The organism is Vagococcus vulneris, assembly GCF_003950515.1.
GTDB classification, from domain to species: domain Bacteria; phylum Bacillota; class Bacilli; order Lactobacillales; family Vagococcaceae; genus Vagococcus; species Vagococcus vulneris.
Window position 1 is genome coordinate 71,188 of record NZ_NGJS01000009.1, and the last position, 21,321, is coordinate 92,508.

Sequence of the window (21,321 nt, forward strand, 5' to 3'; positions counted from 1 at the left end):
ACCCCTTTGTGCATAATTACTAATAATACAAACGATACCAGCATTTTTAGAACAATGCCTAAACTTGGTCCAACCTGTTGAAGTGGTCCAGACAGTACACTGGTTTAGTACCTAAAATGTCAATTATTCTTAAATAACCAGACTATATAATTGGAGTTTAATCAGTTATTTCTTATTGTGTATGTACCCAGCTTAATCCAAACTTCCATCGAGACACTTTCCAGTCTCTTCTTTTTAAGTGAAAAAACCTAATATTTACCTTATCTTATGTTACAATAGGAAACAATAAAGAAAGACAGACACAAAGTATTTTGCGTCTGCATCCATTTAAGGGAGACTATATGCTATTTATCATTTCAACACTACTTATATTTATTATCTCAATTAAATTAGCATCACTGTTAGGTGCGGTCTTGTTAACCGTTTTTTTTAAATTAAAGCAAAAAAGCCAAGGCTTGTCAGAAAGTGACTGGAATAAGTATTTCGAAACAATCAATACAAAAGGTTTAATGTTTAGAATGTACATCTCTTATTTTGTTGCATTGACTATCTTTGCAGTCTTTAACACCATCATCTTTTGGAACGGTGTCTACGGATACGGTATTGCTTTGATTATCGGCGGGATGTTTTATACTTACTCACGCTACAAACAAAATAAAGATAAAATCTCTATTATTTTTCAAAAAAAAGACGATTAAATGTCAGAAGTTAAAAAACAGCTGTATCATCCTAAGATACGGCTGTTTTTTATATCTGTATTATGTCTACTAAATTATTAAATAACTATCTTTTACTTTTTTGTTCTTCGATAGTTGCATCCATATTATCAATATTTATAGAACTACCGTTAAGTCCACCGGTAACTCCAGCGCCACCACCACTAAAACCTGTGTTCACCATTTTATCCCAGCCTTTTAAAGGTTTCTTTCCTTGTGAACGTAATTTATCATTTTTTATGCGGATTTTCTCTGATTTTAACAATTCTTTTTCTGACATAAAAATTCCTCCTTTACTTTTAAAGTTAGAAAAAACTAAACTAAAAAAATAAAAATATTAACAATCAATATGAGTTTATTAGTCCTTTTCATCAATTTTATCGGATATCAATGAATTAAAATTTAACCTGCTTCTAAACGTTTCTAAACATATTCAAATTGAATCCATCAGTAATCCATTAACCAGACTAATGACGGAGCAATACTGGCAACGATAAATCTGCCTTTAAAAAATTTAATGATTACCAATTTTTATCCTAACAATACGGACCAACAACTTTATTTGTCGTGTAGCGTAACATAATTTGATACTAAAAAAGATCTGATAAAGTATTTTAAATTACTGGAACACTGTAGACAGTTCCTTGCATAACGTATCATCATCACCAGACAGCAGTGTTCGTACGTCTATCAATATTTGATTGTTTTTAACTCGAACAATAATCGGTGTTTCAGCTAAACGTAAAGCTTCTTCTAATTCAGCCGCTGAAAATCTATCAGAGTACAAGGCGACAACAAAAGTATCCAAATAATATTCTGGAAATGATCCGCCACCAATGTTACTTTTTTCTGCCAGAATTTCAGCTTGCAATGGTAAATTCAACGATTGAATTTTTTCAAATAATTGTTCAGCACGATGCTGACATTCCACTGCTGATAAACCTATCATTTGTAATGTGGGTACTTCTCTAAAAGCTAGGTCTGAATCAGCATAACAATGCAACGTTGCTTCTAGCATGGACAATGTCATTTTATCAACTCGCAGAGCTCGCAGTAACTGATTTTTTTTCATTGGCTCAATGTACTTTTTCTTACCAACTATTATTCCCGCTTGCGGGCCGCCCAACAACTTATCGCCGCTGAATGTCACAACATCACACCCTTGATCAAGTGCCTCTTTTATCGTTGGTTCATACGGCAACCCAAATTGCTGTAAATCATAAAACAAACCACTGCCTAAATCATTGATTAACGGCAAACCATGTTGATGTGCTAATTCAGACAGTTCTTCAATACTCGGTGCTTCAGTGAAACCTACAATACGATAATTACTCGTATGAACTTTCATCAGTGCGCCCGTATTTTCCGTAATAGCAGTGGCATAATCAGATAGGTGTGTTTTATTTGTTGTACCAACTTCACTAACACTTCCACCGCCCATTTTAATAACTTCTGGTATACGGAATGACCCTCCAATCTCCACTAATTCACCGCGCGATACCACGACTTCCTTTTCTGGAACAAGTGTACCCAATACTAACAATACCGCAGCAGCATTATTATTAACTACCAAAACATCTTCTGCGCCTGTCAGTTGTTTTATGATACCTTCCAGGTGCTGATACCTTGAGCCACGTCTCCCCTCTGACAAATCATACTCTAAATTTGTGTAAGAACAAGCCGTTTCAAGCAGCTGAGTTTTCAACTTAGGACTAAGTAAAGATCTACCTAAATTAGTGTGAACAATCGTTCCTGTACCGTTCACAACAACTTTTAGTGAATAAGCTGCCTGCTGTTGCAGTTTTTCCGTAATTCTTTGGTAGAATTCATCAGCAGTCGGCAACACATTGCGCGTACCGTCCAAAATCTCTATACGTATCTCCTTTAAACACTTCTGAATGACATCTTTTGTTACTGATAGTGTGTAATTTTCTATTAACTGTCCTGACTGATTCAGCAATTCATTCACTGATGGAAGTTGTGACAGTAACTGTCTATTTACCATAATTTCACTACTTTCTACTTAGTTCATTTATTATTTGGGTAACATGTTCAATTTCTTCATACGTGTTAAAATTTGAAAAAGAACAGCGGACAGTTCCGGTTTTTTTTGTTCCTAACACCTCGTGCATTTTGGGGGCACAGTGATAACCCGGTCTAGTAGCAATCTGATGATGCTCCCAAAGATAGTTGCTGACCTCTGCTGAATCGATTCCTACTAAATTAAACGATACAACACCTGTATGTACTAAATCATCATTTTGATAGAGAACAATATTATTATTGTTGCTTAACCCGCTTAAAAAAGCATCTCGCAATTGCTGCAGCCCCAACTGAATCCTGGCGGGGGTTTTTTCTAAAATATATTCTAATCCAGCACCTAATCCGCTGATTCCAGCAACGTTCATAGTCCCAGCTTCTAACAATATTGGGTATGTTTGCGGTTGAACCATTGAAAAAGACTGAATCCCGTCTCCTCCAGTAATCAGAGGTTCTATCATCAACTCTTTTCGAACACACAAACCCCCTGTACCTGTTGGACCGTACAATGATTTATGCCCTGTAAAACACAAAATGTCAATCAGCCCATCTGATAGATCTATCGACACCTGGCCCATCGTCTGTGAAGCATCCACAATCAACAAAAACCCATACTGTTGTTTCCAAAACTTGATACGTGTCAGATCTAATATATTCCCTGTCACATTCGAACCGTGATTGACAATAACTACATCTGGCTTCATTTGTTTTATTGTTCGCTCAAATTCCTCATAATTCAAATCCCCTGAAATCGGTGTACTGGAGATAAATTCGACTTCCGCCGAGCGTTCTTTTACCACTTGGTAAACCGGCCGCAATACTGCATTATGTTCCCACGTGGTAGTCACTATCTTTTGCCCTCGAAGAATTGTTCCCTTGATAGCCATATTTAACGCAGTCGTTGCATTTGCAGCGAATACCACCTCGTAAGTTTCTGGTGAATGAACTAACTCTTTCACCAAATTTCTGACTTTTTCAACTTCACGGAAACTATTCAATGAAAAATCGTGCGAACCGCGTGCTGGATTGCCGAACTGTTGAGATTGAATCGTTTGGTATACCCTTTCAGCTACTTCTACTGGTTTTTGAACTGTTGTTGCTGCATTATCGAAATAAACTGCTGTCATCTTATCTCACCGCCTTATGACTTCTTTTCAACCAAAATACGTGTGTTTTCAACACGTTCCGTAATGTGTTGCCCATCTAGATATTCTAAAATCAACATTGATGCCTTGCGACTTGATTGTGTCATATCTCGAAAATTTGCCAATGTCATTTTACCATTTTCATGAATAAATTGACGAACCTCTTCAATTGCATGGACCAACACATCCTTAGAAATAACATATTCAAAGGTTAAAGAAATAACTGATTCTCCTTCTAAAGCTTCTAAAACAGACACTGCATTTTTATCTAATTCAATGAGTTCTTCTTTTTTTATTGGCATATATCCTGATTTTTTAAGTGCTGTTTCTATTTTTTCTTGTGCAACGAGCTGATATTTATTAAAGATAACTTCAAAATCTGGTAACGCTACATATTGGTTAGTCACAACTAACTGATGTTTATCTTTTAAATAAGTTAATATGTCTGTTATTTCCTTATTAGATAGATCTGATTGTAATTTAGAGCGGAATTCTTCAATCGGCATACCCTTTCTTAAACGGTATTTTTTATGATATTGTTCCAAATAGCCAATCATCTTAGTTTTAACCATAATCAACCGTTTTTGGCTCATCCAGCGCTCATTATTCAACTTAATTACTTCTTGTTTGTCACTTAAATCAGCCAAAATAGTCTGTAATTCTGCGGCATCCTGACCAAAATAAGTATCTATTTCTTTAAATGATACAAGCGCATTTTTTTGATGAAGCAAGAAATCTAGTATCAGATAATCTAAAGTTCCTTCATCCTTCACTTTTAGGCTATCTAATACATCTTGTTTAAAACGTCGATGTTTTACAGGGGCTGCGTCTAATACTTGCCCCCCGCCAATCGTCATAACAGGGGAGTACGTTCTCAAAATAAAGTAGTCGCCGGCCTTAACCGCGACTTGCTCTTCCAAACGCAGTTGAATAAATCCTTCATCACCTGGCTGAACACTCTCGGTACCAATCGGGACTACCCGTGCAAATACTTCACGCGTACCAATCAAAACACGAACCCTATTCCATAAATCAATACCAATTGGCGAATCCTTTAAACAAGATACTTTAACATCAAGCATCCAAGTTGTTTCAAGCGTTTCACCATTCGTCAATACATCACCGCGTTTAACATCTTCTGTTGAAACATTCGCCAAATTAAGCGCTGTTCTTTGTCCAGCACTTGCCGTTTTTTGATTTTCTTCGTGTACTTGAATATTTCTTATTTTGGCACTTTTACCGTTTGGAAAAATAGTTACTTCATCACCAACTGCCACAATACCATCTAATAAAGTACCTGTCACAATTGTTCCAAATCCTTTAACAGAAAACGAACGGTCTACATTTAAACGACCTGGACCATAAACTGGTACATCCGGTTGTGCCGCAACAAATTGTTGGACAGTTTCTTTTAACTCATCTAAGCCTTTTCCACTGACTGCATCGGTTTCAATAAGCGGAGCATCAGCTAAAGTTGTACCTGCCAGTTGTTCATGAATATCATCGCGAACTAACTCTAATAATTCAGGATCAACTGTATCACATTTAGTCAAAACAATTAGATAATTTTTAATGCCTAACAAGGTCATAATGTCTAAATGTTCTTTAGTTTGCGGCATGATACCTTCATTAGCATCAATGACTAATAACACCAAATCGATTCCCGGAAGTCCAGCTACCATATTTTTAATAAACCGTTCGTGTCCAGGAACATCAACTATACCGACACGTTGGTGATTTGGTAGATCCAAATATGCAAAACCTAAATTAATGGATAATCCCCGCTGTTTTTCCTCATTTGTCGTATCTGTTTCTATACCAGTCAGCCCTTTAACCAGTGTCGTTTTTCCATGGTCAATATGACCCGCGGTTCCCAATACAATATCTGCCATTTTAAAACTCCTTAACTATTTGATACGTCATTTTTAATCCAACACCTTGCGCATGATACTGACCTTCAGCTGTTATCTTTTGTTCAGAAAGAACTTGCATAATCTGAGTTTCATCTGCAAGTACATACTTTAACGAAAAACCACAACTCGCTTTGATTTGTTCTGGTGTTGAAATAATTCTAGCTTGTAAATGTTTTTCTTTAACAGCCTTTTCTGTAGACATTGCATCGTGTGTCGTTGAAAAAACTAATACTCCATAACTTTCCATAATGATTCTCCAATTTTACGATTAAGGTTTTACAATGCGGTTTGCTTCACGCATCATTTCAACAATTCGATACATATTTGTAATTTCTCCAACCTGAATATCCTCTTTTAATCCATAAAAATCAAGACAGGCACCGCAAGCATAAATTTCAACACCTGCTTCTGCCAAAGTTTTCAAATCAGAGATAGTATCTGGGTTTTCCGCAGTTAATTTGACACCCCCATTATAAAAAATAGCACGTTTAGGTAATACATCTTGCTCAGTCAACGCATAAATAAATGTCTTTAATAAATTAGCCCCTAATTCATCTGAACCACGACCCATTACGTCGGTATCTACAACTACGGTATATTCATCAGATGTTTTAACTGCGGCCACTGTTTCTTCAGCAATCGATTTATTAACACCCACTTCGTTACCTGTTGTTGAAATAGTGACTCGATAGAGAACATCTGATATTTTTTCGCATTGATATATATAATTTAATTGTTCCGCTAATTTCCTTAAATTTTGAGTCGCAATTTCATTATCTACCAAGGTTGTAACTGTTTCATTTTCTTTAAGTGCCTTTTTTGTCTGAATAACTGGTAATGGGCAAGCCAATCCTCGAGCATCAATTTTTTTCATTTTAGTCTATCTCCTTATTGTACGATCATTTCTTTTGTTTCTCTGGCTACAATTTCACCAATATCAGCTGATTTTATGTCTAATTTATTTAATTCTGTCGTCAATTTTTCAGCATATTGTGCTGGTACACTAACCAACAATCCCCCCGAAGTCTGTGGATCAAAAAGAAGCTCTTCAATCGCAAAGTCGTTTTGTTTAAAATCAACAAACGGTGTTAAGTAATTACGATTTCTTTGTCCTCCAGCGGTCAAAATAAATTCCTTCGCTCCTTGGTATGCGGCTGTTATGTAAGGCAGCCTGTCACTATGAATCACTGCAGAATATTCATCATGAAGCATCTCATGAAGATGGCCTAACAAGCCAAATCCTGTCACATCTGTACAGCTATTTATCGGATATGACCGAATAATCTCCATTGCGTATTTATTAAGCGTCTCCATATTATAAACCGCTTCATCAAAAGCAGACTGATCAATTTCACCCACACTATAACCGGTCGTAATAATTCCAACGCCTAAAGGTTTGGTTAAAATCAAATGGTCCCCAATCTGTCCCGCGTTGTTCATTAAAATATCATCAGGATGCGCCAAACCTGTTACAGATAAGCCATATTTTACAGAATGATCGTGAATTGAATGTCCACCGGCTAAAATCCCACCGGCTTCTATGACTTTTTCTGCACCGCCGCGTAAAATTTCTTTTAAAATATTTAAATCTTTTTCTTCAGGAAAAGCGACAATATTCAAAGCAGATAGCACTGTACCACCCATTGCATAAACATCGCTTAAGGCATTCGTTGCCGCAATTTTTCCAAATAAATAGGGATCATTTACCATTGTCGGAAAAAAATCGAGTGTTTGAATCATCACTTGTTCATCATTTAACTTAATAATCGCTGCATCGTCTGTTGACTCAAACCCAACAAGGAGTCTGTCATCATGCCTTTTAGGCAAATCTTTCAGCAAACTACCTAAATCTCCTGGTCCGATTTTGGCATTACAACCACCACAAACAATTAATTGTTCAATCTCTGACATTTTATCCATCTCCATTTTCTATTAAAATCAATAGATAACTATCAAACACCTTATCTACTAATGTTACTAGAAAAGTAAAAAGTTCGAAAGCAAAAAATAGAGCCTTACTTTCGAACTTTATATTATGTTCTATACAGCATTTAAACTTTTTTTACTCTTAATGATATAAGTAATCCCTGTATAAACGATAACAATTATGATAAGCCAAGTCAAAAAATTAAGGTTTAAATTGGTTACAAATTTAACAGCAATAATAATACCTATAATACCACCTATTGTGATACCAATCGTTGCTTTACGTGAGTAATCGCCTGTTTTTATAAACTCAGCACTTGCAACTGGCATTAAACCAGCACAAGAGGCCATCATAATCGGAAATGCAACTAATGGGCTCAAACCTAACATATAGACCATTGCCATACATGGAGCATATAAACCAACACCTATTGTCATCAATGCACCAAAAATGAAATTACCGACAATACCTACGATTAGTTTCCAACCTGTTAAAGCAGTAGCTGTGTTACCAGCACCTAATAAATCAAGCAGACCTAATTGTTTTAACCCCATTAATACAGCAGTCACTATTAAAGCGATACCGATAAAATATTGCACTTTTTTTTCTGGCAATTTGGTAACAGTTTTAGACCCAATCCAAGATCCTAAAATCGCTGCAACAACTAATGAAAACAAGGTTAGCGGCGCTACTTTAACAACTGTAATAAAAATAAAAGCTTCTACCATTACTGGAATAGTATGAGCCACATTTAGAGTACCTGGCAATAACTTGTCATCATCCAAATATTTAGTTGCATTAAGTGCCAGCGTTGTTGGAGCAAAGCTACCAATACCTAATGTATCTAAAAAATCTGTAACTAATCCAATAATTCCTGCCAGCCAAATTCTCCCTGGACCTAAATCATTTTTATGCGCAATTAAATCTTTTAACAAAAAGAATACATAATATAATAATAAAATACCTAATAAACCTAATAAAGTTGCTACCATGCCACATTCCTCCTATCCCAGCACAAAGCCGTCTTTCAATGGATCTGTAGGATCAATTAAAAATGTATTAAATCCATTTATGTATGCTGAACCAGAGATACGAGGTATGATAGCTTTATAGCCTCCAACCTCAGTTTCTTTAACAATTTCACCACCGAACATTGTTCCTAAAATACTTTCATAAACAAAAGTGTCACCAACATTCATTTGGCCTTTTGCATATAATGTTGCTAATTTAGCACTTGTCCCAGTACCACATGGTGAACGGTCAACTTGTCCATCACCAAAAATAACTACATTTTGATACGTAGCCTTTGGGTTTTTTGCGGGTCCATAAATTTCAACTAGATCCACAGTTTTAATATGTTCCAGTGTTGGATGTTGAATTTCAATCTGTTCATTGACTGCATCTCTGATTTTGATACCAATTTCTGATAGTTTTGTTGCATTTTCAGGTTCAATAGCAATACCTAAATCTGCTGCAGGTACCAATGCAAAGAAACTACCACCAAATGAAATATCTACCGTTACTTCACCAAAATCTGGAACTTGAATTTTTACGCCTTCTTTATATAAAAATGACTCAACATTCTCAAAGGCAACTGATTCCACACAAAAATCTTCTCTTAATTTTACAACACCATTCACCAATCCTGCAGGTGTATCTTGTTTCACAGCAACTTCTCTTTGGCCAGGTTCAACATCTACCCAACCTGTTTCAACAGCAGCAGTCATTGCTGCAATTGTGTTATGGCCACACATATTTAAATAACCACCAGCATCCATAAAAATAATGCCATAATCCGCCTCATCGTGAACGGGTTCACAAATAAACGCACCAAACATTTCATTATGGCCCCTTGGTTCATGCATAATTTCAGTTCGTAAGTAATCTCTTTTAGTAGCTAGAAGCTCTTTTTTTTCTGCCATTGTTTTTCCTGGAAATTTAGTCACTCCGCCGATAACAAGACGAGCTGCTTCTCCAGCTGTATGTGTATCAATTGCTACCATTACTTTTGATGCTTTCATGTTAGTTACGCCTCCTAAGTATATTTTCTATCCTTCTGCATTTTAAGTTTGATTGACGCAAGGGCCTTTTTAGCATCAAGTTGATCAATGGTGTTTTCACCGACAACTTCTGTTTCGATGCCTGCTACAGACTTGTTAAAATCAAGAACAAACTCGGTATATTCGTTTTCTACAACAAACTTTGCTTGTTTCCCGATAAATTTTAACCCAATGACACTTATATCTCGACTGCCTATTTCTTGCAGTGTATTGACAAAATCAACATCTGAATTTCCCCATCCATCTGCTGAAACAATTGCCCCTTGGCAACTCATACTTTTTAACCATGTTGCTGTACGATTTCCTACAAAGTATTTCATCTTATTACTTTGTGGCGTCCCCACAACAATAATGCCTAAAAAATTTATATCTGGATCTTGTGATAATAAATCCACTAATGGATCTCTAAAATGATGTAATGACGTTTCTTTTGTTGACGGTCCTATTCCCATAATATTTACCCGCTTTCCAAATCAAACCATAGCTCTAATTGCGCCATCGCGATATTCATTTGCCGTTAAAATAATGGGAACATTGGCCATATCAATAATCGATGTTCCCCCTGAAAAACCGCTCGGCTCATTAGGAAATAATAAATTATCATACATTGCACCTTGTCCAGCTACTTGTTTAACCAATGCAACGTTAGGTTTATTTAAATTAACGTGTTCCTTATACTCGTGAATTTCCGTAGCGAGTCGGCCATCAATCATTTTTAAAGGATTTCTAATACATTGAATGTATTCATCTGTTACTTCAAACATTTTTAAACATATATCACGTGTAAATGATACATCAGGTCTAGCCAATAAATCTATATGAATAATATAATCATCTTCACATGGCGTACCAGTTCGATTTAATTTAAGATGCTCCCTCAACATTCCTTCAGATGATCCGAATTCATGCATTTGTTCTCCATCTTTAATAGCCCCTGTCATCACAATGTAGACTCCCGTTAGTGTATGGGTAATGCCATCACCTAATTCTCCTAAAACTTTAGTAGAAATTGGTATAACATCCATAATCGTATTTGTTACTACATCATGCTTTCCAGGAGGAAGTAAGTCTACTGTCATCGACTCAATTTCTTCATATTTAGGAGTAAATTCCGACCGTATAGTTAAACGGTCGGAGTTTATCATGTAATGTTCTCCTAAATTAACTTGTGCCATGTGAAAAACTTTTATTTTCAAGTTTTTCTCACTCACTGTACTAACCTACTTTCCTTTACACGTGTGCAATATACTCATAAGGTAAACTAACAATTTTTCCTGGTGTTTCGATTTCAACTAACTCTTTTAATGTATCTTTTAAAATATGTGTTTGCATTTCAATGTTATGAGGTTCCCCAGCATTAGCTCCCATTGGTACTAACGGTGCTACAGCTCTAGGTGAACCGTTTTGACGCACTACTGGAGGTAATGCGGCGATTAAAATAGTAGGAATACCAGCTTCCTCAATTGCTCTCTGCACGATCACGGCAGTTCTATGGCAAGTCCCTCAACCAGCGGTTAGGATAACGGCATCTACATCTTCATTAATTAATTTTTGTGCTATCTCTGGGCCAGTTACATCATGGAAAGCATCTTGGTCTCCGCCGCCTCCCATAAATCCGAAGTGCATTGGTGCGCATTCTCCAATGAATCCTTGTTCTGCTAATTCATGCAGACGGTCAATTGGAAACATACAGTTAACATCACGGTTGACATCTGCGTTATCATAACCTCCGTGAGATACCATTAATTCATCAGTAGGTGTATCGTTAGGAATTTCACGATAACTTGTATCCCCCGCTAAATTAAAACGTTCATCACTTTTCAAGTGAACACCTGCAGCTGTTGCTAAAGCGACGCGCATCTCTTTTAAGTCTTTCTTAACAGGTGTAAAGATTGATTTTGGTGTAATTGGTACATAAATTTCTGATTGTAATCCTTCAAAAACTGTCAAGCTCATCTTTAGTTCTCCTCTCCGTTTTTTATCATCATTTCTTTTTGACGTTTTTGATGCTCCTGAATGGCGTTAACGTAGTGTTCATTCGCTTCTTCATCTAACACTTCCGGATATGACATCATAAAACCAACTTCTTGGCCGATTTTTAAATTATATTCCGAAATGAGCATTCTTCTAGGGATCTTAAGTTGACCTAGACGTCCTTTAATATCTATAGTTACACTGGCATCAGTAATATCTACTAAAATTCCCTCGAACAATCTCTCAGTAGACACATATTTAAGCTTATCTATTCCATTCATTTCATCAAATCCTCAAATTATATTAGTTTTCCTTTTCGTAAATCTCTTCACGTTTTTTACTCTTAGGTAAAACTTGTTCATTTTCAACTAAATCAATTTTTTGACCAGTTGTTTTTTCGATGATTTCGATATTGTTTTGTTTAACATTAGGATTCCATTTACGTTCGGCTTTTTTAATTGTTCCGCCGCCCATAAGTGTTTTCAACATTGCTAAATCACGAATTGCATCTTCTTTACATAATGTATTGTTTGACAAGATTTCATTTTCAATACCTTGTTTTGATTTATTATTATCAACCATTGCAACCATTTCTTTATTGCCGACAACTAACGCACCTTGAACAGCACAATATGAATCACCGACAACATGGATACCACGTTTACCGACTTCTTCAATATGTGACGCAAAGTCAATATGGTTATTACCAAAACCTTCTGTAGTTACAATAGCTCCATCAATACCCATTGCTTCAACCGTCATACCTAAACGTTTTGATACATAGTATTTTTCAGAATTTGCTTGTGGTGAACCGACAAATAGTACACCGACCAAATCGATTTCTTCATCGTTCATAGCTTCTTGAACTAATGGTTCACGCCAATAGTGACGAGATGTTTCCTTAGAAGCTGGTCCAATACATGTTAATGCATGAATACCACCATCTAATACTTCTGTTGGCGCTAACATAATAGGTAAGTTACCTAGGTCAACATTTGGTTTTGCTCCTAAAGTGCCCACTGGTTCTACTGGCATTATCAAGTTATCATGCATTGCTCCTTGGCCCATGATTTCTTTAATAATTAATACTTTTTTCTTGCCAGGTCGACGATATTGCACAATTTCACTTTCACTTGAAACCAATGACGCATCAGCGACTTTTAAAGCTTCTCTGATTTCTTGCGTAATATAATCAGAGGCTTTATGTGCTGCTAATGGTCCAGGGCGTTCCATATTGGCACCAGCTTTAATTGTTACTTGTGTTTTAATAAAGATTTCACCTTTGTCCGGCGCTCCAGGACGTCCCCACATAATATTGCGGTCTAATTCACCTTCTGAAGAACCAAACTCACCTATTTGGACACCATTAGCGTCAGTACCTGTAACAACCATAATCACACCATCGATAATACGTGTAATACCATGACCTAAATCACCTTCAACTTTTGTAGCGATTGGTTGAACGTCCATGATTGTTTCACTGTATTCATGATAACGATCTGGTGTAATAATTTCGATTTTCATGTCTTCGACCAAGTCTTCAATAGCTGTTGCTTCTGCACATAGATCTTCTGGAGTACGAATAATTAATGTTGTACCGTCAATTTTAGTTTCTTCGCCAAATACTACTTCTTTAATGGTAAAATGGTCTCTTTCAACTTTACGCATCATAATTGCTTCTGCTTCTTGAGTCGGAGCAGCTGTATTATCAGATGTATCTGCTGTTTCAGAAATAGTTGTTACTTTTTCTGTTGCAGGAGCGGCTTGACCAGCAGCTACCATGATAGGTAACTCTAAATCAATTCCTTTTCCTTCTGAAATATGAATTTTAATTGTTTGGCCAGATGAAGCTGACATAGGCGCAGTTGTTGCTAACGGTGCTGTTTCTATTGTATCGTCTGTTAGTACTTCTGCCTCTACTCCATCTACTGTCACATCATCTTCGACTACATTGGCTCCTTCCACTAAATTCGGTGTAATAGCGTGTAATGCATCGGTTGTTTCTAATAATTTTGCACCCAATACTTCTGCAATTGTTAAACAATTTTCTGGAATTTCTAATAAACCTGAGTCTTCTAAGTCAGCAAATATTGCTGGATCTTCAAGATTACTTGGTTCAATAATGATATTTGCTTCTGCACGGCAACATAATACCGCTGGATCTTTTGCATGTTCTTTTGCGCTTTCTACAGTTATAGACATTCGATAAACCCTCCTATTTAAATTAGCATTTAATTATTTATTACTAGGTAGTCTACGATATAGTTTGTGTCCAACCGCGCGCAAAACATGATCCGTATGATGATAAACTGGAACTCCTAACCTAGGAGCAACACCTAAAACGGTGTTCGTTCAATCCGAACACGTTCCAGTAAGAACTACTTCTGCACCTTGTTTTTTCAGCTTCATCACTGTCTCTGCTTGTCCTGGGCAAACCCCTGGCTTCGCACATCTATATCTTCCATTAACTTCTACCATACGTTTACAACGTTCTGCAGCAACAACTTCGGCACCCATATTATTAGCAATTTCAGTTAATCGCTCTTCCGAGCCACCACATTCACATATCAAGATACCGACTTTTCGTTGTTCTTGAGGAAACGGCATAGCAACTAAGACTCCACCAGTTGTTTTTGTAACCGGCGATGATTCTTCACCATGTCTTCCAGTCATTGGCCCGCCGATAACAATTTCACCATGTGGCTCAATATAACCACCAACTGCATCAATTAGGCCCTTAACAGGAGTCCCAATGGGAACATTTTCAAAGATATGAGAATCATCTTTCACACGTCCTGATACAGTAACATCCTTATCGATAAATGGCTTGCGATCTTCAATAGCCTCAACCATATGTTTAAGTGTTTCAACATTAGATACTACGGCTCCTACTTCTATCGGTAATTGACCTGGTTCTAAAACAACCCCTAGTAATTCACGAATAATGGCACGTTCATCACCAGCTGGATAAATATTTGGTAAACGAAATACTTCGATTGTGGGTTCATTTTTAGTTGCTTTTAACAACTCAATGACTGCTTGACGATTCTTATCCTTTACTGCGATATATCCTTTTGACGATTTAGTCATTTCCATAGCATATTTAACACCTCGGATAAGTTGTGCTGATGCTGTTTTCAATTGTTCTACATTATGCAATAATAATGCTTCACATTCGACACCATTAGCAATAAATACTCCGTTAGTATTATCAACGTTTAATTTAACATGCGTTGGAAAACCTGCACCACCAGCACCGACAATCCCAGCAGATTTAACTAATTCTAGTTTATCCTCTGAGTTTGGAATTGGTTCATAACTTACATCTTGAACTTCATCAGCCGAAATAGCGATTTCATTATCAGTAACAGTTGTCACTGTACCGGTTACACTGGCATGGATATTTGCACCTAAACCAGTGGGTTCAGCGATTAACTGACCACGTGTTACTAAATCATCTTTAGCTACGATTGCTTTACATGGCGCACCAACGTGTTGCTTTAATGGAATATAAAAGACTGTCATTATTTTCACCTCCTACTGTGATTTTTTGAGCATTTGAAGGTATTACAAACCTCACAAATATAATAACACAGACAAAATTAAATTTTACACAAATTAGTTTTTTTTTATATTTAATCTAATAAATATACCGTTTTCATAATGAATTTTACAATATTTTTTGTTCACTACTGTGCAAATGGTTCATTTCACAATGTTTGTGAATTATTAAAATATAATTAGAATCAAACGTTTTCTTATCCTATTTTATTTTTATTACGAATAATTAGTTATTATTTTCACTAATATAAAAAATAAAGAAGACAGCACTAATGTGCCGCCTCCATCTTTATTATTTACTCTTAATATGCTTTTGCCCAATGCATCATATATTTAGCATCTTTACCTGTCCATAAATCCTTAACACCTGATAAATCTGCATCAATATAGTCAAAACTTAAACAACGCGTCGTTGCTCCTGTTTCTTCTTTCACTAAGTCTTCAACTGCTTCAGTACCATCCCAAGGCGCAATAACAAATCCGCCTGCTTCAACCATTGCTGCGAATTCTTCTTTTGTTTGTGCCATTTTTGTTTTTTCTTTTTGACGATCCTTAGCACGTTTAAACATATCATTATGAATTGACTCTAATAATTCTGAAAGTGCAGTATTTAAATTATCATCTAATGGTAATGTTATTTTTTCTAATGTGTCACGACGAACGGCAACAATATGACCTGCTTCTATATCTTTTGGCCCGATTTCTAATCGAATTGGGTAACCTTTCATTTCAGCATCACTGAATTTCCAACCAGGTTGTTTTTCACTATCATCAACTTTAACAGTCATATCTTTTGACAGCTTATCTCTCAATTCAAATGCTACATCTAATACGCCATCTTTATGCTGTGCGATTGGGATAATCATGACTTGAGTTGGTGCCATTCGAGGCGGAAGTACTAATCCACGATCATCACTATGTACCATAATCATACCACCGATAGCCCGTGTCGTAATGGCCCATGACGTTGTGTTAACATACTGTTCTTTACCTTCTTTATCAGAATAAGTAATTTCAAATGCTTTACCAAAATTATCACCGAGGTTATGAGATGTAGTGATTTGCAATGCTTTACCATCATACATTAAAGTTTCATTCGTGTATGTTTTATCTGCTCCAGCAAATTTTTCACTTTCAGATTTCACACCTGAAACGACCGGAATTGCTAAAATATCGCGGCAAACTTCCACGTACATATCTAAAATCATGCGTGCTTCTTTATCAGCATCCTCATAGTCAACATGGCAAGTATGGCCTTCTTGCCAGAAGAATTCGGTCGTTCTTAAAAACGGACGTGTATTTTTTTCCCAGCGTACAACACTCACCCATTGATTATATAAAACAGGCAAATCACGATATGAGTGAATAATCTTTTTGAAATGTTCACAAAAAAGAACCTCTGAAGTAGGTCTGACAGCCAAACGTTCTTGCAATTCATTATCTCCACCATGAGTTACCCAAGCTACTTCAGGGGCAAATCCTTCAACATGTTCCGCTTCTTTTAATAACAAACTTTCAGGTAAGAACATTGGCATCAGCACATTTTCATGTCCTGTTTTTTTAAGGCGTCCATCAACAACTTCTCTAATTCTTTCCCATAACGCGGTCCCTGTCGGTCTTAAAACCATACACCCTTTAACACTAGAATAGTCACACAACTCTGCCTTTAAGCAGACATCAGTATACCATTTAGAAAAATCTACATCACGACTAGTAATTTGTTTAACGAATCCTTCTTTTTTCGCCATCATTCTTCCTCCTATAAACATTTTTATAAAATAAAAAAACTCTACTTTGACGCAAGGACCCGAATAGGCGGTACCACCTTGCTTCAAAGTAGAGTTTACTTTACAACTTGATTAGATGATAACGGTATCTCACCAGAGTTCTTCGGCAGGTTCGAGGGCTTACGGATGAAATCTTTCAGCATTTGATTTCTCTCTTTAATCTTTCAGCGTTTCTCTACTAATCCAATATTTTTTTAAATCATTTATCCTTTATATATGGCGGGAAAGTGTGGGAATCGAACCCACCCAAGAAGCTCTTAACTCCTCATACTGGTTTTGAAGACCAGAGGGAACACCAGAACCCATCCATTCCCAATATACAACAGATTCTAACATTCTTTATTTTTAATGTCAATCATTTATCGGACGTTGATGTTCTTTTATAAAGTGTTTGATAGACATAAGTGGATGATAAATTAACATTCGTGGGCCCGAATATATCATAATTACTTTCATTTTTTCTCGATATTTTTTACTATAACAATGCACCGGGCAAGTTTTACAAGTCGGTTTATCGTCGCCGAATTGACAGAAATCAAGTCGTTTCATTGCATATCGTTCAATTTCTTCACGTTCTTTTTGGTGTTCTTCATCAGAAAATTGTTTGAAATAAATTGCAATCATTGCCTGAACAGTCTGACGTTCATAGGTAATGCGCGGACCATTATTTTTTTGCTTAACCATCTCTATGTTTCTACCTCTCTTTTACTGTTCGTATATTGGCATAAACTTTTTCAATAGTACCCTGATCATTTTCAACTATCTATTATCAGTTTAACATGTATATTTGTATTTTATCATAATTATTTTTTTGTTTTCACAAATACATATATCATAATTGTGTGTTGTAAACATAAGTCTTTTCGTTTTATAATAACAACAAATCTTTATAATTATCGGTTGCAACACATCGTTGCACGACCAAAAATGCTGATGCAACGAGCTTTTGCACATCATTCACTTGTTATATTGAAAGGAGCGCGTATAGTGAAAATTGTATTAGGTGAAAATATTAAGAAAAAAAGAATGAGTTGAAAATGAACACAAAAAGATTTAGTGGATAAATTACTGGCATCAAGGCAGACGATTGCTAATTGAGAATTAGACAAACGGTATCCTGATATCAAATCGTTGATACGACTTAGTCAACTATCGGCAATTTCGACTGATGCATTGCTAGGTTTCGACAAAAATTCAAAAAGAAATTTCAGCAAAGCATTCATTTTTAGCTTTTCTTTTTTCAAAAAGGAGGAAATCAACGATGTCTCAGATTAAATGGTTTTCAGGAGGAAACGAACGCAAAGCTGCAGCACTCAGCTTAATCGTAACCATTCAAGAAGAGCTGACTGAAAACACAGTTGGCGAACGAAAATTAAAAGCATTATTATCTCGCTTTTACAATGATTTGATGTCTGGCACGCAATCAGTTCCACTAACTCTCAGTCGGCTGAACATCAGCGTTGCAGATTGTTTACTGCAATATCACGTAGTACTCTCTGCAGATAACGCTGAACGAATGGAAAAGTTAACTAAACTAAGTCAAATCCGTTATGGCTATTAACAGGATAGCAGTCGGTTTATCGAAAATTCCGAATCAAAAAATTCCTTAATTTAAGAAATCTCTATTCCTCTGATGATTCCAAAAATCTAGAGCGTGAACCCTCAAACGGTGAAATAAGGAATCAATCAACCAATGTTATACATCTCTTAGATACTCTAGTTTTGATAGCTGTCAGTGATAATTTTTTTGCTTTATAAGAAATTTATTTGTTAAACAAACACATTATGTTGAGCATAAATTAGGATTAACAATTATTGATAAAGCTAATATGTTAGAAGCCGTTCAGCGATAATACAAAGAATCCTGCAGTTACCTCTTCCCGCCATCATTACTAGTACCCAAATTTTTTACGAACATATTACACTTAATAAATTAGAATAAACAAGAGCAGAAGATTTTTTCTGCTCTTATTTTTTTAAAATTATTTATTAATCAATTGCCTTAAATTTTGAATGTCAAGTTCTAAATAGTGTCTAAAAAATTCAAGTAATTTTTCTAATACTAACTCATTCTTTCCAGCAATATCATTTTCAACTTGCAAAACTAACAGAGGTTCATGTAGGCTTAAGCGTAACAAAAACCAACCGTCGCCATATTGGTGATTGACATTGACACGAATTCCCTCCTCATTATCCTGATCAACGCTAAATCCTTCTGTTTGCTCAACAAATACTTCTAAATCATTGATAACCTTTTGCCCTGTCTTACGATCATTTTTTGTATTTATCTTCATTCGGCACTCTACCGCTTCAATTGGTTGTATTAATTCCGCAATTAAACTGCTTAATGATTGATTTTGCTCTTTTAAACGCGGTAAAAGCATTAGAATCTTTGCAATAACATATGCCCCATCATCCAAGAAAAAATTCTCCTTAAAAGCTGCATGACCACTCGTCTCAATAGCTAGCGGCGTATCAATTCCCGCACTGTTCAATTCAATAGCTTTATTAATAACATTACGGTAACCACATAAATAACGAACTTGTTTGCCACCCAGCTCTTCAATAAAATCTTTAAGATGACTTGATGTTGGTGAATTTGTTACAATTGTTTGCCCTGAGTGATCCGTTAAAACTATCTTAGCTAATACCGCAATTAAATTATTTCGATTGATAATCATCCCCGTTTCATCAACAACTGCTGCTCTATCAACATCAGTATCAAAGATAATTCCCAAATCGGCTTGATTATTCAGTACAGCCTCTCTGATACTTGCCATTGCCTCTTTATTGTCCGGATTCGGCATATGGTTTGGAAAATTCCCATCTGGATTTAAAAATTGACTACCTGTTGTTATTGCTCCTAGAGGCTGCAATACGTGTTCATCAAAAAATCCTCCTGCTCCATTACCAGCATCTAATACAATATGAAAACCTTCAAGGGGTTTATCAAGTCCTGTATCTTTGCGTATCCGACTCACCAGATCAGCTGAATATTCAGGTAAAATTGCTTTCTTAATAACTTGTCCTTTGTCTCCACCAACTAGCGACTGATCAGTATGAGTTAAAATAAATTCAATGTCTTCATGTTCAGCTCCACCTGATTTTGAAAACAGCTTAATTCCATTATAGTAATACGGTAAATGAGATGCCGTTATCATAATACCAGCATCGACGTTAAAATCATCATATTGAGTTGCCATAAACATTGCTGGCGTTGTAGATAGTCCCGTATCATAAATAATCACACCTACGGCACTCAAATTTTCAATCAATGTATCTTTGATTACAGCTGCCGATAAACGACTATCATGACCGATTGCAACTTTTAACGTGCTATTTTCTACCGTCTTTTTTTTGCATAACCAATTATAAATACCAGATGCAATCTGCTTTACATTTTCTTTTGTTAGAGTCGCTTCGTACTCTGCCGTTTCAATAGCGACACCTCGAATATCAGAACCATTTATTAATTGATTTAATGACATATTATCCTCTCCTTATAACAACGCTTACATCATTTGCTATTAATTATAGCAAATTTTACCTAAAAAGACGTTTTAAATATATCAAAAACTAAAATCATGATAAAATTAATTTATCAATTATAAATAAGGAGGGATTACATGCTTACACCGCAAGACGTTTTATCTTTTTGGTTCGGAGAAGCATCTCCAAATCAACATTTTACTAAAGATAATAATTTTGACCAGCTGATTAAGGAGCGTTTTACAGGACTTCATCAGCAGGCTGCACAAGGCGAATGTTATTATTGGCGTCAGTCAATCCACGGACGTTTGGCTGAAATTATTATTTTAGATCAATTTTCACGTAATATGTTTCGTGATACTCCTCAAGCATTCAATTATGATGGTATGGCATTAATTTTAGCTCAAGAGGCTATAGCAACTGGAGAATATAAACACTTAGGTACCAGCGAGCTGGCCTTTCTGCTGATGCCCTATATGCATTCAGAATCAAAAGCTATTCACGAAGTCGCTCTTGAGTTATTTTCTATGCCTGGACTTGAAGACACTCTCGCATTTGAAGTGAAACACAAAGTCATTATTGACCGTTTTGGCCGCTATCCTCATCGAAATAATATTTTAGGAAGGACTTCAACTAAAGAAGAATTATTATTCTTACAAGAACCAGATTCATCATTCTAAAAAAAGCAGCCGCCGATATTCGGCAAGCT

Annotated in this window: 22 protein-coding genes and 1 tRNA gene; 3 read left to right on the forward strand and 20 right to left on the reverse strand. The window is 36.1% G+C overall.

The features are described 5' to 3' along the window. The first annotated feature begins 341 nt into the window (after positions 1-341). A complete protein-coding gene (locus CBF37_RS07380; protein WP_125984122.1) occupies positions 342-698 on the forward strand; it encodes a hypothetical protein in 357 nt (118 codons plus the stop codon). Positions 699-783: 85 nt separating this feature from the next. Here the strand turns inward: CBF37_RS07380 and CBF37_RS07385 are convergent, their stop codons facing one another. The 19 genes from CBF37_RS07385 to CBF37_RS07465 form a co-directional block, all read right to left on the reverse strand. Next, entirely contained in the window at positions 784-996 is a 213-nt protein-coding gene (locus CBF37_RS07385; RefSeq protein ID WP_125984123.1) for a hypothetical protein, read from the reverse strand. Between the two features lie 339 nt (positions 997-1,335). Beyond that, complete coding sequence (gene selA / locus CBF37_RS07390) at positions 1,336-2,721, reverse strand: L-seryl-tRNA(Sec) selenium transferase (RefSeq protein WP_125984124.1); 1,386 nt, start codon at positions 2,719-2,721, stop codon at positions 1,336-1,338. A 7-nt stretch (positions 2,722-2,728) separates the two neighbouring features. Further along, positions 2,729-3,883: an aminotransferase class V-fold PLP-dependent enzyme gene (locus CBF37_RS07395; protein ID WP_125984125.1), complete on the reverse strand. Its 1,155-nt coding sequence runs from the start codon at positions 3,881-3,883 to the stop codon at positions 2,729-2,731. 14 nt (positions 3,884-3,897) lie between these two features. Continuing rightward, positions 3,898-5,793, reverse strand: a complete 1,896-nt coding sequence (gene selB / locus CBF37_RS07400) for a selenocysteine-specific translation elongation factor (protein ID WP_125984126.1) — start codon at positions 5,791-5,793, stop codon at positions 3,898-3,900. 1 nt (position 5,794) lies between these two features. Further along, positions 5,795-6,061 carry a putative Se/S carrier protein gene (locus CBF37_RS07405; protein WP_125984127.1) on the reverse strand — a complete coding sequence of 89 codons (267 nt, stop codon included), beginning with the start codon at positions 6,059-6,061 and terminating at the stop codon, positions 5,795-5,797. A 21-nt stretch (positions 6,062-6,082) separates the two neighbouring features. After that, positions 6,083-6,688 carry a sulfurtransferase-like selenium metabolism protein YedF gene (yedF, locus tag CBF37_RS07410; RefSeq protein ID WP_125984128.1) on the reverse strand — a complete coding sequence of 202 codons (606 nt, stop codon included), beginning with the start codon at positions 6,686-6,688 and terminating at the stop codon, positions 6,083-6,085. 14 nt (positions 6,689-6,702) lie between these two features. Further along, a complete protein-coding gene (gene selD, locus CBF37_RS07415; RefSeq protein WP_125984129.1) occupies positions 6,703-7,725 on the reverse strand; it encodes a selenide, water dikinase SelD in 1,023 nt (340 codons plus the stop codon). Between the two features lie 129 nt (positions 7,726-7,854). Further along, on the reverse strand, positions 7,855-8,733 hold the full coding sequence (locus CBF37_RS07420) for a TSUP family transporter (RefSeq protein WP_125984130.1): 879 nt from the start codon (positions 8,731-8,733) through the stop codon (positions 7,855-7,857). Between the two features lie 12 nt (positions 8,734-8,745). Next, complete coding sequence (locus tag CBF37_RS07425; protein WP_125984131.1) at positions 8,746-9,762, reverse strand: proline racemase family protein; 1,017 nt, start codon at positions 9,760-9,762, stop codon at positions 8,746-8,748. A 14-nt stretch (positions 9,763-9,776) separates the two neighbouring features. Next, positions 9,777-10,253 carry a glycine/sarcosine/betaine reductase component B subunit gene (locus CBF37_RS07430; RefSeq protein ID WP_125984132.1) on the reverse strand — a complete coding sequence of 159 codons (477 nt, stop codon included), beginning with the start codon at positions 10,251-10,253 and terminating at the stop codon, positions 9,777-9,779. A gap of 21 nt (positions 10,254-10,274) precedes the next feature. Beyond that, entirely contained in the window at positions 10,275-11,012 is a 738-nt protein-coding gene (prdD, locus tag CBF37_RS07435; RefSeq protein ID WP_125984133.1) for a proline reductase cluster protein PrdD, read from the reverse strand. A 19-nt stretch (positions 11,013-11,031) separates the two neighbouring features. Further along, a complete protein-coding gene (locus CBF37_RS12025; protein WP_240626683.1) occupies positions 11,032-11,277 on the reverse strand; it encodes a hypothetical protein in 246 nt (81 codons plus the stop codon). Positions 11,278-11,304: 27 nt separating this feature from the next. Then, positions 11,305-11,757: a glycine/sarcosine/betaine reductase selenoprotein B family protein gene (locus CBF37_RS12030; RefSeq protein WP_240626684.1), complete on the reverse strand. Its 453-nt coding sequence runs from the start codon at positions 11,755-11,757 to the stop codon at positions 11,305-11,307. A gap of 2 nt (positions 11,758-11,759) precedes the next feature. Continuing rightward, on the reverse strand, positions 11,760-12,056 hold the full coding sequence (locus tag CBF37_RS07445; RefSeq protein ID WP_125984135.1) for a CBO2463/CBO2479 domain-containing protein: 297 nt from the start codon (positions 12,054-12,056) through the stop codon (positions 11,760-11,762). Positions 12,057-12,078: 22 nt separating this feature from the next. After that, positions 12,079-13,977 (reverse strand): D-proline reductase (dithiol) proprotein PrdA, encoded by a 1,899-nt coding sequence (gene prdA / locus CBF37_RS07450; protein WP_125984136.1) that lies wholly within the window; start codon positions 13,975-13,977, stop codon positions 12,079-12,081. A 33-nt stretch (positions 13,978-14,010) separates the two neighbouring features. After that, entirely contained in the window at positions 14,011-15,303 is a 1,293-nt protein-coding gene (gene prdC / locus CBF37_RS07455) for a proline reductase-associated electron transfer protein PrdC (protein ID WP_476718443.1), read from the reverse strand. Between the two features lie 335 nt (positions 15,304-15,638). Continuing rightward, complete coding sequence (gene proS / locus CBF37_RS07460) at positions 15,639-17,084, reverse strand: proline--tRNA ligase (RefSeq protein ID WP_125984138.1); 1,446 nt, start codon at positions 17,082-17,084, stop codon at positions 15,639-15,641. A 256-nt stretch (positions 17,085-17,340) separates the two neighbouring features. After that, positions 17,341-17,437, reverse strand: a tRNA-Sec gene (locus CBF37_RS11635). A gap of 37 nt (positions 17,438-17,474) precedes the next feature. Further along, on the reverse strand, positions 17,475-17,807 hold the full coding sequence (locus tag CBF37_RS07465; protein ID WP_125984139.1) for a nitrous oxide-stimulated promoter family protein: 333 nt from the start codon (positions 17,805-17,807) through the stop codon (positions 17,475-17,477). Positions 17,808-18,384: 577 nt separating this feature from the next. On the opposite strand from CBF37_RS07465, the gene CBF37_RS07470 reads away from it, so the two are divergent. After that, positions 18,385-18,684, forward strand: coding sequence for a bacteriocin immunity family protein (locus tag CBF37_RS07470; RefSeq protein WP_125984140.1), 300 nt, complete (start codon positions 18,385-18,387; stop codon positions 18,682-18,684). Positions 18,685-19,105: 421 nt separating this feature from the next. Here the strand turns inward: CBF37_RS07470 and CBF37_RS07475 are convergent, their stop codons facing one another. Further along, positions 19,106-20,611, reverse strand: coding sequence for a phosphohexomutase domain-containing protein (locus CBF37_RS07475; protein ID WP_125984141.1), 1,506 nt, complete (start codon positions 20,609-20,611; stop codon positions 19,106-19,108). A gap of 138 nt (positions 20,612-20,749) precedes the next feature. Here CBF37_RS07475 and CBF37_RS07480 point away from each other — a divergent pair, with 138 nt between their 5' ends. Beyond that, positions 20,750-21,292 (forward strand): DUF924 family protein, encoded by a 543-nt coding sequence (locus CBF37_RS07480; protein WP_125984142.1) that lies wholly within the window; start codon positions 20,750-20,752, stop codon positions 21,290-21,292. Positions 21,293-21,321: the final 29 nt, after the last annotated feature.

Excerpts from the sequence above, each read along its gene's own strand:
- CBF37_RS07470 (WP_125984140.1), top strand. The coding sequence starts at position 18,385 with ATGTCTCAGATTAAATGGTTTTCAGGAGGAAACGAACGCAAAGCTGCA.
- yedF (WP_125984128.1), bottom strand. The coding sequence starts at position 6,688 with ATGAAAAAAATTGATGCTCGAGGATTGGCTTGCCCATTACCAGTTATT.
- selB (WP_125984126.1), bottom strand. The coding sequence starts at position 5,793 with ATGGCAGATATTGTATTGGGAACCGCGGGTCATATTGACCATGGAAAA.
- CBF37_RS07395 (WP_125984125.1), bottom strand. The coding sequence starts at position 3,883 with ATGACAGCAGTTTATTTCGATAATGCAGCAACAACAGTTCAAAAACCA.
- CBF37_RS07480 (WP_125984142.1), top strand. The coding sequence starts at position 20,750 with ATGCTTACACCGCAAGACGTTTTATCTTTTTGGTTCGGAGAAGCATCT.
- CBF37_RS07420 (WP_125984130.1), bottom strand. The coding sequence starts at position 8,733 with ATGGTAGCAACTTTATTAGGTTTATTAGGTATTTTATTATTATATTAT.
- CBF37_RS07430 (WP_125984132.1), bottom strand. The coding sequence starts at position 10,253 with ATGGGAATAGGACCGTCAACAAAAGAAACGTCATTACATCATTTTAGA.
- selA (WP_125984124.1), bottom strand. The coding sequence starts at position 2,721 with ATGGTAAATAGACAGTTACTGTCACAACTTCCATCAGTGAATGAATTG.
- CBF37_RS07445 (WP_125984135.1), bottom strand. The coding sequence starts at position 12,056 with ATGAATGGAATAGATAAGCTTAAATATGTGTCTACTGAGAGATTGTTC.
- CBF37_RS07465 (WP_125984139.1), bottom strand. The coding sequence starts at position 17,807 with ATGGTTAAGCAAAAAAATAATGGTCCGCGCATTACCTATGAACGTCAG.
- CBF37_RS07475 (WP_125984141.1), bottom strand. The coding sequence starts at position 20,611 with ATGTCATTAAATCAATTAATAAATGGTTCTGATATTCGAGGTGTCGCT.
- prdA (WP_125984136.1), bottom strand. The coding sequence starts at position 13,977 with ATGTCTATAACTGTAGAAAGCGCAAAAGAACATGCAAAAGATCCAGCG.
- CBF37_RS07425 (WP_125984131.1), bottom strand. The coding sequence starts at position 9,762 with ATGAAAGCATCAAAAGTAATGGTAGCAATTGATACACATACAGCTGGA.
- CBF37_RS12030 (WP_240626684.1), bottom strand. The coding sequence starts at position 11,757 with ATGAGCTTGACAGTTTTTGAAGGATTACAATCAGAAATTTATGTACCA.
- CBF37_RS07385 (WP_125984123.1), bottom strand. The coding sequence starts at position 996 with ATGTCAGAAAAAGAATTGTTAAAATCAGAGAAAATCCGCATAAAAAAT.
- CBF37_RS07380 (WP_125984122.1), top strand. The coding sequence starts at position 342 with ATGCTATTTATCATTTCAACACTACTTATATTTATTATCTCAATTAAA.
- selD (WP_125984129.1), bottom strand. The coding sequence starts at position 7,725 with ATGTCAGAGATTGAACAATTAATTGTTTGTGGTGGTTGTAATGCCAAA.
- proS (WP_125984138.1), bottom strand. The coding sequence starts at position 17,084 with ATGGCGAAAAAAGAAGGATTCGTTAAACAAATTACTAGTCGTGATGTA.
- CBF37_RS07405 (WP_125984127.1), bottom strand. The coding sequence starts at position 6,061 with ATGGAAAGTTATGGAGTATTAGTTTTTTCAACGACACACGATGCAATG.